16 protein-coding genes are annotated in these 13,387 nt (G+C 56.6%); 1 reads left to right on the forward strand and 15 read right to left on the reverse strand.

What is annotated here, in order from left to right:
• Window positions 1–96: 96 nt before the first annotated feature.
• Together CKW26_RS12715 and CKW26_RS12720 are read right to left on the reverse strand one after the other, a co-directional pair.
• Window positions 97–621, reverse strand: a complete 525-nt coding sequence (locus CKW26_RS12715; RefSeq protein ID WP_008081898.1) for a single-stranded DNA-binding protein — start codon at window positions 619–621, stop codon at window positions 97–99.
• A gap of 9 nt (window positions 622–630) precedes the next feature.
• Entirely contained in the window at window positions 631–2,028 is a 1,398-nt protein-coding gene (locus CKW26_RS12720; RefSeq protein WP_007950096.1) for an MFS transporter, read from the reverse strand.
• Between the two features lie 190 nt (window positions 2,029–2,218).
• Here CKW26_RS12720 and uvrA point away from each other — a divergent pair, with 190 nt between their 5' ends.
• Complete coding sequence (gene uvrA, locus CKW26_RS12725; protein ID WP_095048836.1) at window positions 2,219–5,053, forward strand: excinuclease ABC subunit UvrA; 2,835 nt, start codon at window positions 2,219–2,221, stop codon at window positions 5,051–5,053.
• A 66-nt stretch (window positions 5,054–5,119) separates the two neighbouring features.
• On the opposite strand, the gene bfr is transcribed toward uvrA, so the two are convergent.
• The 13 genes from bfr to rplR form a co-directional block, all read right to left on the reverse strand.
• Complete coding sequence (bfr, locus tag CKW26_RS12730; RefSeq protein WP_007918444.1) at window positions 5,120–5,587, reverse strand: bacterioferritin; 468 nt, start codon at window positions 5,585–5,587, stop codon at window positions 5,120–5,122.
• A 149-nt stretch (window positions 5,588–5,736) separates the two neighbouring features.
• Window positions 5,737–7,191 (reverse strand): catalase, encoded by a 1,455-nt coding sequence (locus tag CKW26_RS12735; protein WP_095048837.1) that lies wholly within the window; start codon window positions 7,189–7,191, stop codon window positions 5,737–5,739.
• 240 nt (window positions 7,192–7,431) lie between these two features.
• Window positions 7,432–7,818 carry a 50S ribosomal protein L17 gene (gene rplQ / locus CKW26_RS12740; RefSeq protein ID WP_003176402.1) on the reverse strand — a complete coding sequence of 129 codons (387 nt, stop codon included), beginning with the start codon at window positions 7,816–7,818 and terminating at the stop codon, window positions 7,432–7,434.
• Window positions 7,819–7,860: 42 nt separating this feature from the next.
• Window positions 7,861–8,862, reverse strand: coding sequence for a DNA-directed RNA polymerase subunit alpha (rpoA, locus tag CKW26_RS12745; protein ID WP_003186012.1), 1,002 nt, complete (start codon window positions 8,860–8,862; stop codon window positions 7,861–7,863).
• Window positions 8,863–8,884: 22 nt separating this feature from the next.
• Entirely contained in the window at window positions 8,885–9,505 is a 621-nt protein-coding gene (gene rpsD / locus CKW26_RS12750) for a 30S ribosomal protein S4 (RefSeq protein ID WP_003176404.1), read from the reverse strand.
• 18 nt (window positions 9,506–9,523) lie between these two features.
• Complete coding sequence (gene rpsK / locus CKW26_RS12755; RefSeq protein WP_002555466.1) at window positions 9,524–9,913, reverse strand: 30S ribosomal protein S11; 390 nt, start codon at window positions 9,911–9,913, stop codon at window positions 9,524–9,526.
• 30 nt (window positions 9,914–9,943) lie between these two features.
• The gene (gene rpsM, locus CKW26_RS12760) at window positions 9,944–10,300 is read right to left on the reverse strand and encodes a 30S ribosomal protein S13 (RefSeq protein WP_003186020.1); all 357 of its coding nucleotides are present in this window, start codon (window positions 10,298–10,300) and stop codon (window positions 9,944–9,946) included.
• A gap of 130 nt (window positions 10,301–10,430) precedes the next feature.
• On the reverse strand, window positions 10,431–10,547 hold the full coding sequence (gene rpmJ / locus CKW26_RS12765) for a 50S ribosomal protein L36 (RefSeq protein WP_002555468.1): 117 nt from the start codon (window positions 10,545–10,547) through the stop codon (window positions 10,431–10,433).
• A 27-nt stretch (window positions 10,548–10,574) separates the two neighbouring features.
• On the reverse strand, window positions 10,575–11,903 hold the full coding sequence (secY, locus tag CKW26_RS12770; protein ID WP_003228718.1) for a preprotein translocase subunit SecY: 1,329 nt from the start codon (window positions 11,901–11,903) through the stop codon (window positions 10,575–10,577).
• A complete protein-coding gene (gene rplO, locus CKW26_RS12775) occupies window positions 11,904–12,341 on the reverse strand; it encodes a 50S ribosomal protein L15 (RefSeq protein ID WP_003228720.1) in 438 nt (145 codons plus the stop codon). It lies immediately after the preceding gene.
• A gap of 3 nt (window positions 12,342–12,344) precedes the next feature.
• Window positions 12,345–12,521: a 50S ribosomal protein L30 gene (gene rpmD, locus CKW26_RS12780; RefSeq protein ID WP_003176408.1), complete on the reverse strand. Its 177-nt coding sequence runs from the start codon at window positions 12,519–12,521 to the stop codon at window positions 12,345–12,347.
• Between the two features lie 2 nt (window positions 12,522–12,523).
• The gene (gene rpsE, locus CKW26_RS12785) at window positions 12,524–13,024 is read right to left on the reverse strand and encodes a 30S ribosomal protein S5 (RefSeq protein ID WP_003186035.1); all 501 of its coding nucleotides are present in this window, start codon (window positions 13,022–13,024) and stop codon (window positions 12,524–12,526) included.
• Between the two features lie 3 nt (window positions 13,025–13,027).
• Window positions 13,028–13,378 carry a 50S ribosomal protein L18 gene (gene rplR / locus CKW26_RS12790; RefSeq protein ID WP_003186037.1) on the reverse strand — a complete coding sequence of 117 codons (351 nt, stop codon included), beginning with the start codon at window positions 13,376–13,378 and terminating at the stop codon, window positions 13,028–13,030.
• Window positions 13,379–13,387: the final 9 nt, after the last annotated feature.

Consider the following 13,387-nt stretch of genomic DNA (forward strand, 5'->3'; position numbering starts at 1 on the left):
AGGGATTTGGGATAACCGCAGACGAAACAAATCCCACAAAAAAGGCCCGTCGTTTAAGCGACGGGCCTTTTTATTTGCAGCGGTTACAGCAGCGAATCAGAACGGAATATCGTCATCAAAGCTGTCGAAATCCGGAGCCGGTTGCGGTGCGGCCTGCTGTGGAGCCGGGGCCGAACGCTGCTGTGGAGCCGACTGCTGCGGGCGCGGAGCCTGCTGGCGAGGAGCCGGAGCCGACTGCTGGTAGTTGTTGCCACCGCCTTGTTGGTCGCCCTGTTGTGGACGGCCGCCGAGCAGTTGCATGGTGCCTTGCATGTCGACCACGATTTCAGTGGTGTAACGCTTGATACCGTCTTTTTCCCACTCACGGGTCTGCAGCTTGCCTTCGATGTAAACCTGCGAACCCTTGCGCAGGTATTCGCCGGCGATTTCCGCAACCTTGCCGAACATCGAAACACGGTGCCACTCGGTCTTCTCGACCTTCTGACCGGTTTGCTTGTCGGTCCATTGTTCGCTGGTGGCCAGACTCAGGTTGGTCACGGCGTTACCGTTAGGCAGGTAGCGAACTTCGGGATCCTGGCCGCAAGTGCCGACCAATATGACTTTGTTAACCCCACGGGCCATAACGTTCTCCTAGGCTTCGCAAGCAGCCCCGGCCGGGTTGTTCACCAGGCGTTCGAGGGTGTCGCGATCCACTAATTCTTTGTCCAGTTTGATGTAAACAGCCGCTTCATCAGCAACTATCACTGCATCGGTTACCCCTACGAGGGCCTTGAGGCGCTCGACCAGACCCGCTTCGCGGATCGCCTCGGGCGACAACGGCAAGCGCAGGCTCGTCACGTAGGGAGGTTCACGCATGGTAACAGCAAAGGCCAACCAAAGTGCAGCCAGCCCCGCGCATCCAAGGAACACAACCGACAGACCGCCATGCTGAAACAGCCAGCCGCCGAGTATCCCGCCGAGTGCTGAACCGAGGAACTGGCTGGTGGAATACACGCCCATGGCCGTGCCCTTCCCGCCCGCCGGTGAAACCTTGCTGATCAGCGACGGCAATGAAGCCTCCAGCAGATTGAACGCGGTGAAGAACACCACCGTACCTATCACCAGAGCCCGCAGGCTGTCGCCGAACTGCCAGAAGAATAGCTCAGTCAGCATCAGCGTCAGGACGGCGCCGAGCAAAACTCGTTTCATTTTGCGTTTCTTCTCGCCGTAGATGATGAACGGGATCATGGCGAAGAACGAAATCAGCAGCGCGGTGAGGTAGACCCACCAGTGCTGCTCCTTGGGCAAACCGGCTTTTTCCACCAGCGCCAACGGCAACGCAACGAAGCTCGACATCAACATGGCATGTAACACAAAGATGCCCAGATCAAGGCGCAGCAGATCCGGATGCTTGAGCGTCGGCATCAAGGCCTGACGCGCCACCCCGGACTCCCGATGCTGCAATGGCCCGGTGGAGCGCGGCACCATGAACATGATGATGGCGATACCGACCAGTGCCATGGCACCGGTGGCGAGGAACAGTCCGGACAGACCGAAAGCGCGGGTCAGCAAAGGCCCGACGACCATGGCCACGGCAAATGACAAACCGATGGTCATGCCGATCATCGCCATTGCCTTGGTGCGGTGCTGTTCGCGGGTCAGGTCGGAGAGTAGCGCCATCACTGCCGCTGAAATCGCCCCGGCGCCCTGCAGGATCCGCCCGGCTATCACGCCCCAGATGGAGTCGGCCTGAGACGCCAGCACGCTGCCGAGGGCAAAAACGATCAGCCCGAGGTAAATCACCGGACGGCGGCCAATGCGGTCGGAAATGATCCCGAACGGAATCTGGAAAATCGCCTGGGTCAGACCGTAAGCGCCAATAGCCAGCCCGATCAGGGCCGGGGTCGCGCCTGCCAGGTCCATGCCGTAGGTCGCCAGTACCGGCAACACCATGAACATGCCAAGCATACGGAAGGCGAACACCAGGGCCAGACCGCTCGCTGCGCGAGTCTCGCTGCCACTCATGCGTTCGCTGTGGGGATCGTGCATGGAAAAACCTCGTGTGAACCGGCGGCGATTCTACCAGTCCCATCGAAAGACGGGGTATATCGCGACGCTATGACGCGTATAGATGAAACTCTCTTCATGTAAGGTAAAAACCCTTCGCTTGATAGTGTGCATCCATCCAGTATTTGCCCGTATACTCCTACGTTTTCGACGCCCGCCGAGCGAGGCCACTTTGGACAAGATCCTGATACGTGGGGCCCGTACCCACAACCTGAAGAACATCGACCTGACCCTGCCACGGGACAAGCTGATCGTCATCACCGGCCTGTCCGGATCCGGCAAGTCGTCCCTGGCCTTCGATACGCTTTACGCCGAAGGCCAGCGCCGCTATGTCGAATCGCTGTCGGCCTACGCCCGACAGTTTCTGTCGATGATGGAAAAACCCGACGTCGACACCATCGAAGGCCTGTCGCCGGCAATCTCCATCGAACAAAAGTCGACCTCGCACAACCCGCGCTCTACGGTCGGCACCATCACCGAAATCTACGACTACCTGCGTCTGCTTTATGCACGCGTCGGGACACCACGCTGCCCGGATCACGATATTCCACTGGAGGCGCAGACCGTCAGCCAGATGGTCGACCTGGTGTTGGCGCAACCGGAAGGCAGCAAACTGATGCTGCTGGCGCCGGTGATTCGCGAGCGTAAAGGTGAACACCTTTCGGTTTTCGAAGAGCTGCGCGCCCAAGGTTTCGTTCGCGCCCGGGTCAACGGCCGCATCTGCGAACTCGATGAACTGCCAAAACTGGATAAACAGAAAAAGCACTCGATCGATGTGATCGTCGACCGCTTCAAGGTTCGCGCCGATCTGCAGCAACGTCTGGCCGAATCTTTCGAGACCGCGTTGAAACTGGCGGATGGCATTGCCCTGGTCGCACCGATGGACGACGAGCCGGGCGAAGAGATGATTTTCTCCGCGCGCTTCGCCTGCCCGATCTGCGGCCACGCGATCAGCGAACTGGAACCGAAGCTGTTCTCCTTCAACAACCCGGCCGGCGCTTGCCCGACCTGTGATGGCCTGGGGGTGAAGCAGTTCTTCGATATCAAGCGGCTGGTCAATGGCGATCTGACCTTGGCCGAAGGTGCGATTCGCGGCTGGGACCGGCGTAACGTCTATTACTTCCAGATGCTCGGTTCACTCGCTTCACACTATGGTTTCAGCCTCGAAGTACCGTTCAACGAACTGCCGGCCGATCAGCAGAAATTCATCCTGCATGGCAGCGGCTCGCAGAACGTCGACTTCAAATACCTGAACGACCGTGGCGATATCGTCAAACGTTCGCACCCGTTCGAAGGCATCGTGCCGAACCTGGAGCGTCGCTACCGCGAGACCGAGTCGGCAAGCGTGCGCGAAGAGCTGGCCAAGTTTCTCAGCACCCAATCGTGCCCGGATTGCCGTGGTACCCGTCTGCGTCGCGAAGCGCGGCATGTGTGGGTTGGCGAGAAAACGCTGCCAGCGGTGACCAACCTGCCGATCGGCGAAGCTTGCGAGTACTTCGGCGAGCTGAAGATGACTGGCCGTCGCGGCGAAATCGCCGACAAGATCCTCAAGGAGATTCGCGAGCGTCTGCAGTTCCTCGTCAACGTCGGTCTCGACTACCTGTCGCTGGACCGCAGTGCCGACACGCTGTCCGGTGGCGAAGCACAACGTATTCGTCTGGCCAGCCAGATCGGCGCCGGTCTCGTCGGTGTTCTGTACATCCTTGACGAACCGTCCATTGGTTTGCACCAGCGTGATAACGACCGCTTGCTCGGCACGCTCAAGCACCTGCGTGATATTGGCAACACTGTGATCGTGGTCGAACACGACGAAGACGCGATTCGTCTGGCCGATTACGTTGTGGATATCGGCCCGGGGGCTGGTGTGCATGGTGGGCAGATCGTGGCTGAGGGCACGCCGGCGGAAGTCATGGCGCACCCGGATTCCCTGACCGGTAAATACCTCTCGGGCCGAGTGAAGATTGAAGTGCCGGCCAAACGCACGCCACGCAATAAAAAGCTCAATCTGTCTCTCAAAGGGGCGCGCGGCAACAACCTGCGCAATGTCGATCTGGACATCCCGATTGGTCTGCTGACGTGCGTGACCGGCGTGTCCGGCTCGGGCAAATCGACGCTGATCAACAATACGCTGTTCCCGCTGAGCGCCACGGCCCTCAACGGTGCAACCACCCTGGAAGCGGCAGCGCACGACAGTATCAAAGGCCTGGAGCATCTCGACAAAGTCGTCGATATCGACCAGAGCCCGATTGGCCGTACTCCGCGCTCCAACCCGGCGACGTATACCGGCCTGTTCACTCCGATACGCGAGCTGTTCGCCGGGGTACCCGAGTCACGCTCCCGTGGTTACGGCCCGGGGCGTTTCTCGTTCAACGTCAAGGGTGGCCGCTGCGAAGCGTGCCAGGGCGACGGCCTGATCAAAGTGGAAATGCACTTCCTGCCAGACATCTACGTGCCATGCGATGTGTGCAAGAGCAAGCGCTACAACCGCGAAACCCTTGAGATCAAATACAAGGGCAAGAGCATCCACGAAACCCTCGAGATGACCATCGAAGAGGCCCGGGAGTTCTTTGACGCGGTGCCGGCACTGGCGCGCAAGCTACAGACATTGATGGATGTCGGCCTGTCGTACATCAAGCTCGGGCAGTCGGCGACCACGTTGTCGGGTGGTGAGGCGCAGCGAGTGAAACTGTCTCGCGAGCTGTCCAAGCGTGACACCGGCAAAACACTGTACATCCTCGATGAGCCGACCACCGGTTTGCACTTCGCGGATATCCAGCAATTGCTCGACGTGCTGCATCGCCTGCGCGACCACGGCAACACGGTGGTAGTAATCGAACACAACCTCGACGTGATCAAGACGGCCGACTGGCTGGTCGATCTCGGGCCGGAGGGCGGCTCCAAAGGTGGGCAGATCATTGCCACCGGCACGCCTGAGGATGTGGCCGAAATGAAGCAATCTCACACCGGCCATTACCTCAAGCCATTGCTGATCCGTGATCGGGCTTAAACGCAGGGCATGAAAAAGCCCCTGTCACTTCATCAGTGACAGGGGCTTTTTTGTATCGTTTTGCAATCAGGAAGTGTGAGATTGCAGGTAATTCTCGAGACCGATCAGCTTGATCAGGCCCAACTGCTTTTCCAGCCAGTAGGTGTGATCTTCTTCGGTGTCGTTCAACTGCACGCGCAGGATCTCGCGGCTGACATAGTCTTTGTGCTGCTCGCACAGCTCAATGCCTTTGCACAGCGCAGCGCGGACTTTGTACTCAAGACGCAGATCGGCTTCGAGCATCTCCGGCACAGTGGTGCCGACATCCAGATCATCCGGACGCATACGCGGCGTGCCTTCGAGCATCAGAATCCGGCGCATCAACGCATCAGCGTGACCGGCTTCTTCTTCCATCTCATGGTTGATTCGCTCGTAGAGCTTGGTGAACCCCCAGTCCTCATACATCCGCGAATGAACGAAATATTGATCACGCGCGGCCAGTTCGCCGGTCAGCAACGTGTTGAGGTAATCGATTACGTCTGGGTGGCCTTGCATCGCCCTACATCTCCCTACTTGAAAGTCTGTAGTTTGAACCAAGCTGACCGGAAGGTCACCCGATTCGCGCAATAAAAGCGAAGATATTCTTAGAAAAGCAGCCTAAATAACGCAAAAACCGCCCGAATGAGGGCGGTTCTGCTTCTCGTTTAGACTTCGTTAAGCTGTACGTTGAGCAGCTTTGCGATTGCTTCTCCATACGCCGGATCGGCCTTGTAGAAGTGCTGCAACTGGCGGTCGACGATATCAGTGGAAACGCCCGCCATGGCACCGGCGATATTGCTGACCAGCAATGCTCTCTGATCGTCGCTCATCAGGCGGAACAGCGCACCTGCGTGGCTGTAGTAATCGGTATCTTCGCGGTGATCGTAGCGATCGGCAGAACCACTCAAGGCCAGCGCTGGTTCAGCGTAATGCGGAGCTTGTTTCGGCGCTTCGGTGTAGCTGTTCGGTTCGTAGTTAGGTGCTGCACCACCGTTGCTGCCGAACGCCATCGAGCCATCGCGCTGGTAAGTGTTCACCGGGCCGCGTGGCGCGTTTACCGGCAGTTGCTGGTGATTGGTACCCACGCGGTAGCGGTGAGCATCAGCGTACGCAAATACGCGCCCCTGCAGCATCCGATCTGGCGACAGACCAACTCCCGGCACCATGTTGCTTGGGCCGAAAGCAGCTTGCTCGACTTCAGCGAAGTAGTTCAGCGGGTTGCGGTTCAGTTCCAGTTCACCAACTTCGATCAGCGGGAATTCTTTTTGCGACCAGGTCTTGGTGACGTCGAACGGGTTTTCGTAATGCGCTGCGGCCTGGGCCTCAGTCATGATCTGGATGCATACGCGCCATTTTGGGAAGTCGCCGCGCTCAATGGCTTCGAACAGGTCGCGCTGGGCGTAATCCGGATCAGTTCCGGCCAGACGTGCTGCATCTGCGGGGGCGAGATTCTTGATGCCCTGTTTGGTTTTGTAGTGCCATTTCACCCAGTGACGCTCGCCTTGGGCGCTAATCAGACTGTAAGTGTGGCTGCCGAAGCCGTGCATGTGACGGTAGCCGTCAGGAATACCGCGATCAGAGAACAGAATGGTGACCTGGTGCAGCGCTTCAGGCGAATGCGACCAGAAGTCCCACATCATCTGCGCGCTTTTCAGGTTGCTTTGCGGCAGGCGTTTCTGGGTGTGGATAAAGTCTGGAAATTTCAGCGGATCACGAATGAAGAACACTGGCGTGTTGTTACCCACGATGTCCCAGTTACCTTCTTCGGTGTAGAACTTCAACGCGAAACCCCGTGGATCGCGCTCGGTGTCGGCAGAACCGCGCTCACCGCCTACCGTCGAGAAACGCAGGAACGTCGGGGTTTGCTTGCCAACAGATTCAAACAGCTTGGCGCTGGTGTATTCCGTGATATCGCGGGTAACGGTGAATGTGCCGTAAGCTCCCGAGCCTTTAGCATGAACGCGACGCTCAGGAATGTTTTCACGGTTGAAGTGGGCGAGCTTCTCGATCAGGTGAAAGTCGTCGAGCAGCAACGGGCCACGTGGGCCGGCGGAGCGAGAATTCTGGTTGTCAGCGACAGGTGCGCCACTGGCGGTCGTAAGCGTTTTGATCTGGCTCATACGGTCTTCTTCCTCTGTCAGTCTTCAAACTGCCGGCTAATCGGCTTGCTGGGAAGTATCGATCATCCATGTGACACCTACAAATTCATTAACTTGCAAGCATCGATAGATAATTACTAATTATGTTTCCCGGCACATAGTGACAACAGAGACATGTCAGAAGCTTGTATGAACAGCGCATTTTCTTGCGGACACAAAAAACCGGGCACTAGGCCCGGTTCTTTGTTTCAGACTGACGTCTTACTCGGCGGATACAGCTTCGCCAGCAGTAGCACGATCAACCAACTCGACGTACGCCATAGGCGCGTTGTCGCCAGCGCGGAAACCGCACTTGAGGATGCGCAGGTAGCCACCCTCACGGGTAGCGTAACGCTTGCCCAGGTCGTTGAAGAGCTTACCAACGATAGCTTTCGAACGAGTACGGTCGAAAGCCAGACGACGGTTAGCCAGGCTGTCTGTCTTGGCCAGAGTGATCAGCGGCTCAGCAACGCGACGCAGTTCTTTGGCTTTTGGCAGAGTAGTTTTGATCAGCTCGTGCTCGAACAGCGACACCGCCATGTTTTGGAACATGGCCTTGCGGTGCGAGCTGGTGCGGCTCAGGTGACGACCACTTTTACGATGACGCATGGTTCATTCCTTACCAAACACTACGTTCGGTGATTACGACGATCAGGCAGTCGCCTTGTCGTCCTTCTTAAGACTTGCAGGCGGCCAGTTGTCGAGGCGCATGCCGAGGGACAGACCGCGGGAGGCCAGAACGTCCTTGATTTCAGTCAAGGATTTCTTGCCCAGGTTCGGAGTCTTCAACAGCTCTACTTCGGTACGCTGAATCAGGTCACCGATGTAGTAGATGTTTTCCGCCTTAAGGCAGTTAGCCGAACGTACAGTCAGTTCCAGATCGTCAACCGGGCGAAGCAGGATCGGATCGATCTCGTCTTCCTGCTCGACAACCACTGGCTCACTGTCACCTTTGAGGTCGACGAACGCAGCCAACTGCTGTTGCAGGATGGTTGCAGCGCGGCGAATAGCCTCTTCAGGATCCAGAGTACCGTTGGTTTCCAGATCAATAACCAGCTTGTCCAGGTTGGTACGCTGCTCGACACGGGCGTTTTCCACCACGTATGCGATACGGCGAACCGGGCTGAACGAAGAGTCAAGCTGCAAGCGACCGATGCTGCGGCTTTCATCTTCATCGCTCTGACGCGAGTCGGCTGGTTCATAACCACGACCACGAGCTACGGTGAGCTTCATGTTCAGGGCGCCGTTAGACGCCAGGTTAGCGATTACGTGATCGGGATTAACGATCTCGACATCATGATCCAGCTGAATATCGGCAGCGGTAACCACCCCCGAACCCTTCTTCGACAAGGTCAGCGTAACTTCGTCACGACCGTGCAGCTTGATGGCCAGACCTTTAAGGTTCAACAGGATTTCAATTACGTCTTCCTGTACACCTTCGATGGCGCTGTACTCGTGGAGCACACCGTCAATCTCGGCCTCGACTACTGCGCAGCCGGGCATTGAGGACAACAGGATGCGTCGCAGCGCGTTGCCCAGGGTGTGGCCAAAACCACGCTCGAGAGGCTCGAGAGTGATCTTGGCGCGGGTTGGACTGACAACCTGCACATCAATGTGGCGGGGTGTCAGGAACTCATTTACCGAAATCTGCATGGATGCACCTATTTTCTAGCCCTTACTTGGAGTAGAGCTCGACAATCAGGCTTTCGTTGATGTCGGCGGACAGATCACTGCGAGCAGGAACGTTCTTGAAAACGCCCGACTTCTTCTCAGTGTCTACTTCTACCCATTCTACGCGGCCACGTTGGGCACACAGATCGAGAGCTTGGACAATGCGAAGTTGGTTTTTTGCTTTCTCGCGAACTGCAACAACGTCACCAGCACGAACCTGATACGACGGAACGTTTACGGTCTGACCGTTAACGCTGATCGACTTGTGCGATACCAGCTGACGGGATTCGGCACGAGTCGAACCAAAGCCCATACGGTATACAACGTTGTCCAGACGGCATTCGAGCAGTTGCAGCAGGTTTTCACCGGTTGCACCTTTCTTGCCAGCAGCTTCTTTGTAGTAGCCGCTGAACTGACGCTCGAGAACGCCGTAGATACGACGGACCTTCTGCTTTTCACGCAGTTGGGTGCCGTAATCGGACTGGCGACCGCGGCGTTGGCCGTGGATACCAGGTGCTGCTTCAATGTTGCACTTCGATTCGATCGCGCGCACGCCGCTCTTCAGGAAGAGATCGGTGCCTTCGCGACGAGCGAGTTTGCATTTTGGACCAATGTAACGAGCCATTCTTTACAATCTCCTGGATTACACGCGGCGCTTCTTCGGCGGACGGCACCCGTTGTGCGGGATTGGCGTCACGTCGGTGATGCTGGCGATCTTGTAGCCACAGCCGTTCAAAGCGCGGACTGCGGATTCACGACCTGGACCTGGGCCCTTGACGTTAACGTCGAGGTTTTTCAGGCCGTATTCCAGCGCAGCTTGACCAGCACGTTCAGCAGCTACTTGAGCAGCAAACGGGGTGGACTTGCGGGAACCGCGGAAACCCGAACCACCGGAGGTAGCCCAGGAAAGAGCGTTACCTTGACGGTCGGTAATGGTCACGATGGTGTTGTTAAAAGATGCATGGATGTGGGCGATGCCATCAACCACTGTCTTTTTAACTTTTTTACGAGGACGAGCAGCAGGTTTTGCCATGATTAAATTCCTGTCGATTCGCTGGGGCGATTACTTGCGGATCGGCTTACGCGGACCTTTACGGGTACGCGCGTTGGTCTTGGTACGCTGACCGCGTACTGGCAGACCACGACGATGACGCAGACCGCGATAGCAACCGAGGTCCATCAAGCGCTTGATTTTCATGTTGATTTCGCGACGCAGGTCACCTTCAGTGGTGAACTTCGCCACTTCGCCACGCAGCTGTTCAATTTGCTCGTCGCTCAGATCTTTGATCTTTGCTGCTGGGTTTACCCCAGTCACTGCACAGATCTTCTGCGCAGTAGTGCGACCAACACCATAGATGTAGGTCAGCGAGATAACAGTATGCTTGTTATCTGGAATGTTAACGCCTGCAATACGGGCCATTCAGTGGGACTCCAATTGACAGCTACCTACGCCCCGGAAGCCAAGAAATAGGGCGCGAGATAATATCGCTGTAATAACAAATAATCAACCCGGTAGCGCACTAGCTACCGGGCTTGAAGCACAATCACACTCAGCCTTGGCGCTGTTTGTGACGCGGTTCCGCGCTGCAAATTACTCGAACAACACCTTCGCGGCGAATAATCTTGCAGTTACGGCACAGCTTTTTCACCGATGCACGAACTTTCATCACCAACTCCTCGAACCTTATGGGTACTCAGCGCAACATGCCGCTGCCGTAACCCTTCAGGTTGGCTTTCTTCATCAGGGATTCGTACTGGTGCGAAACGAGGTGCGATTGTACTTGGGACATGAAGTCCATCACAACCACGACCACGATCAGCAACGAGGTCCCGCCAAGGTAGAACGGAACGTTTGCTGCAACCACCAGGAACTGGGGCAACAGGCACACGGCCGTCATGTAAAGAGCACCGAACATGGTCAAGCGGGTCAGAACGCCATCAATGTAGCGCGCAGACTGCTCACCTGGACGGATGCCCGGAATAAAGGCACCGGACTTCTTCAGGTTTTCCGCTACGTCTTTCGGATTGAACATCAACGCCGTATAGAAGAAGCAGAAGAAAATAATCCCTGCACTAAACAGCAGAATATTCAACGGCTGACCAGGAGCGATCGACTGCGAGATGTCCTGCAACCAGCCCATACCTTCAGACTGACCGAACCAGGCACCCAACGAAGCCGGGAACAGCAAAATGCTGCTCGCGAAAATAGCCGGAATAACACCGGCCATGTTCACCTTCAACGGCAGGTGGCTAGTCTGCGCAGCAAAAACCTTGCGGCCCTGCTGACGCTTGGCGTAGTGAACAGCGATACGACGCTGACCACGCTCAATGAACACCACGAAACCGATAATCGCTACTGCCAGCAAACCGATGGCAACCAAGGCGAAGATGTTGATATCGCCCTGACGCGCAGACTCGAAAGACTGCCCGATTGCTCTCGGAAGACCGGCGACGATACCCGAAAAAATCAACATCGAGATACCGTTACCTACACCACGCTCAGTAATCTGCTCACCCAGCCACATCATGAACATCGCACCAGCCACAAAAGTGGATACCGCGACGAAATGGAAGCCAAAGTCACCAGTGAACGCAACGCCCTGCCCTGCCAGACCAATGGACATGCCAATAGCCTGAACGAGAGCGAGGACGACGGTGCCGTAGCGGGTGTACTGGCTGATCTTGCGACGGCCAGCTTCACCTTCCTTCTTCAACTGCTCCAGCTGCGGACTGACGGCGGTCATCAGTTGCATGATGATCGATGCCGAAATGTACGGCATGATCCCCAATGCAAAGATGCTCATCCGTTCCAGCGCGCCGCCGGAGAACATGTTGAACAAGCTAAGAATGGTCCCCTCATTCTGTCGAAACAGGTCTGCGAGTCGGTCCGGGTTGATACCTGGAACCGGGATGTGTGCGCCTATTCGGTAGACGATAATCGCCAGGAACAGAAAACGCAGACGAGCCCAGAGTTCAGACATACCGCCTTTGCCGAGCGCAGAGAGAGCACCTTGCTTAGCCATTTATTCCTCGAACTTGCCGCCAGCTGCTTCGATAGCCGCACGCGCACCTTTGGTGGCGCCGATTCCCTTGCCGATAGTGACAGCGCGAGTCACTTCACCGGACAGCATGATTTTCACACGCTGTACGTTGACGTTGATCACGTTGGCATCTTTCAGGGACTGCACGGTGACGATGTCGCCTTCCACTTTAGCCAGCTCGGACAGACGCACTTCTGCGCGGTCCATGGCTTTCAGGGAAACGAAACCGAACTTCGGCAGGCGACGATGCAGCGGCTGTTGACCGCCTTCAAAGCCTGGAGCAATGGTGCCACCGGAGCGGGAGGTCTGACCTTTGTGACCACGGCCACCAGTCTTACCCAAACCGCTACCGATACCACGGCCCGGACGATGCTTTTCGCGACGGGAACCCGGCGCTGGACTCAGATCATTGAGTTTCATCGATTAACCCTCGACACGCAGCATGTAGTAAGCCTTGTTGATCATCCCGCGATTCTCGGGAGTATCCTGGACTTCTACAGTGTGACCGATGCGACGCAGACCCAGACCCTTAACGCACAGTTTGTGGTTAGGGATGCGGCCGGTCATGCTTTTGATCAGCGTTACTTTAACGGTAGCCATGATCAGAAGATCTCCTTGACGCTTTTGCCACGCTTGGCGGCAATGGATTCAGGAGACTGCATAGCTTTCAAACCTTTGAAAGTGGCGTGAACCACGTTTACCGGGTTAGTCGAGCCGTAGCACTTGGCCAGAACGTTCTGAACGCCAGCAACTTCGAGGACAGCGCGCATAGCGCCGCCAGCGATGATACCGGTACCTTCAGAAGCAGGCTGCATGTACACCTTCGAAGCGCCGTGAGCGGACTTCATTGCGTACTGCAGAGTGGTGCCGTTCAGATCAACTTGGATCATGTTGCGGCGAGCAGCTTCCATTGCCTTCTGGATCGCAGCAGGCACTTCACGCGACTTGCCACGGCCGAAGCCAACACGCCCTTTACCATCACCAACCACGGTCAACGCGGTGAAAGTGAAGATACGGCCGCCTTTAACGGTTTTGGCTACGCGGTTAACTTGAACCAGCTTCTCAATGTAGCCTTCGTCGCGCTTTTGGTCGTTATTTGACATAACTTAGAACTCCAGCCCAGCTTCACGAGCAGCATCAGCCAGCGCTTTAACGCGGCCGTGGTACTTGAAGCCAGAGCGGTCGAAAGCCACTTGCGAGACGCCAGCGGCCTTAGCACGCGTAGCGACCAGCTGGCCAACCTTTGTGGCCGCGTCGATGTTGCCAGTGGCGCCATCACGCAGTTCTTTATCCAAAGTCGAGGCACTTGCCAGGACTTTGTTGCCGTCGGCCGAGATGACCTGGGCGTAAATGTGCTGCGACGAGCGGAACACGCAGAGACGCACGACTTCGAGTTCGTGCATTTTCAGGCGTGCTTTGCGAGCGCGACGCAGTCGAGTAACTTTTTTGTCGGTCATTTGCTATGC

Origin of the sequence: Pseudomonas sp. Irchel s3h9 (assembly GCF_900187475.1) — a bacterium.
GTDB classification, from domain to species: Bacteria; Pseudomonadota; Gammaproteobacteria; order Pseudomonadales; family Pseudomonadaceae; genus Aquipseudomonas; species Aquipseudomonas neuropathica.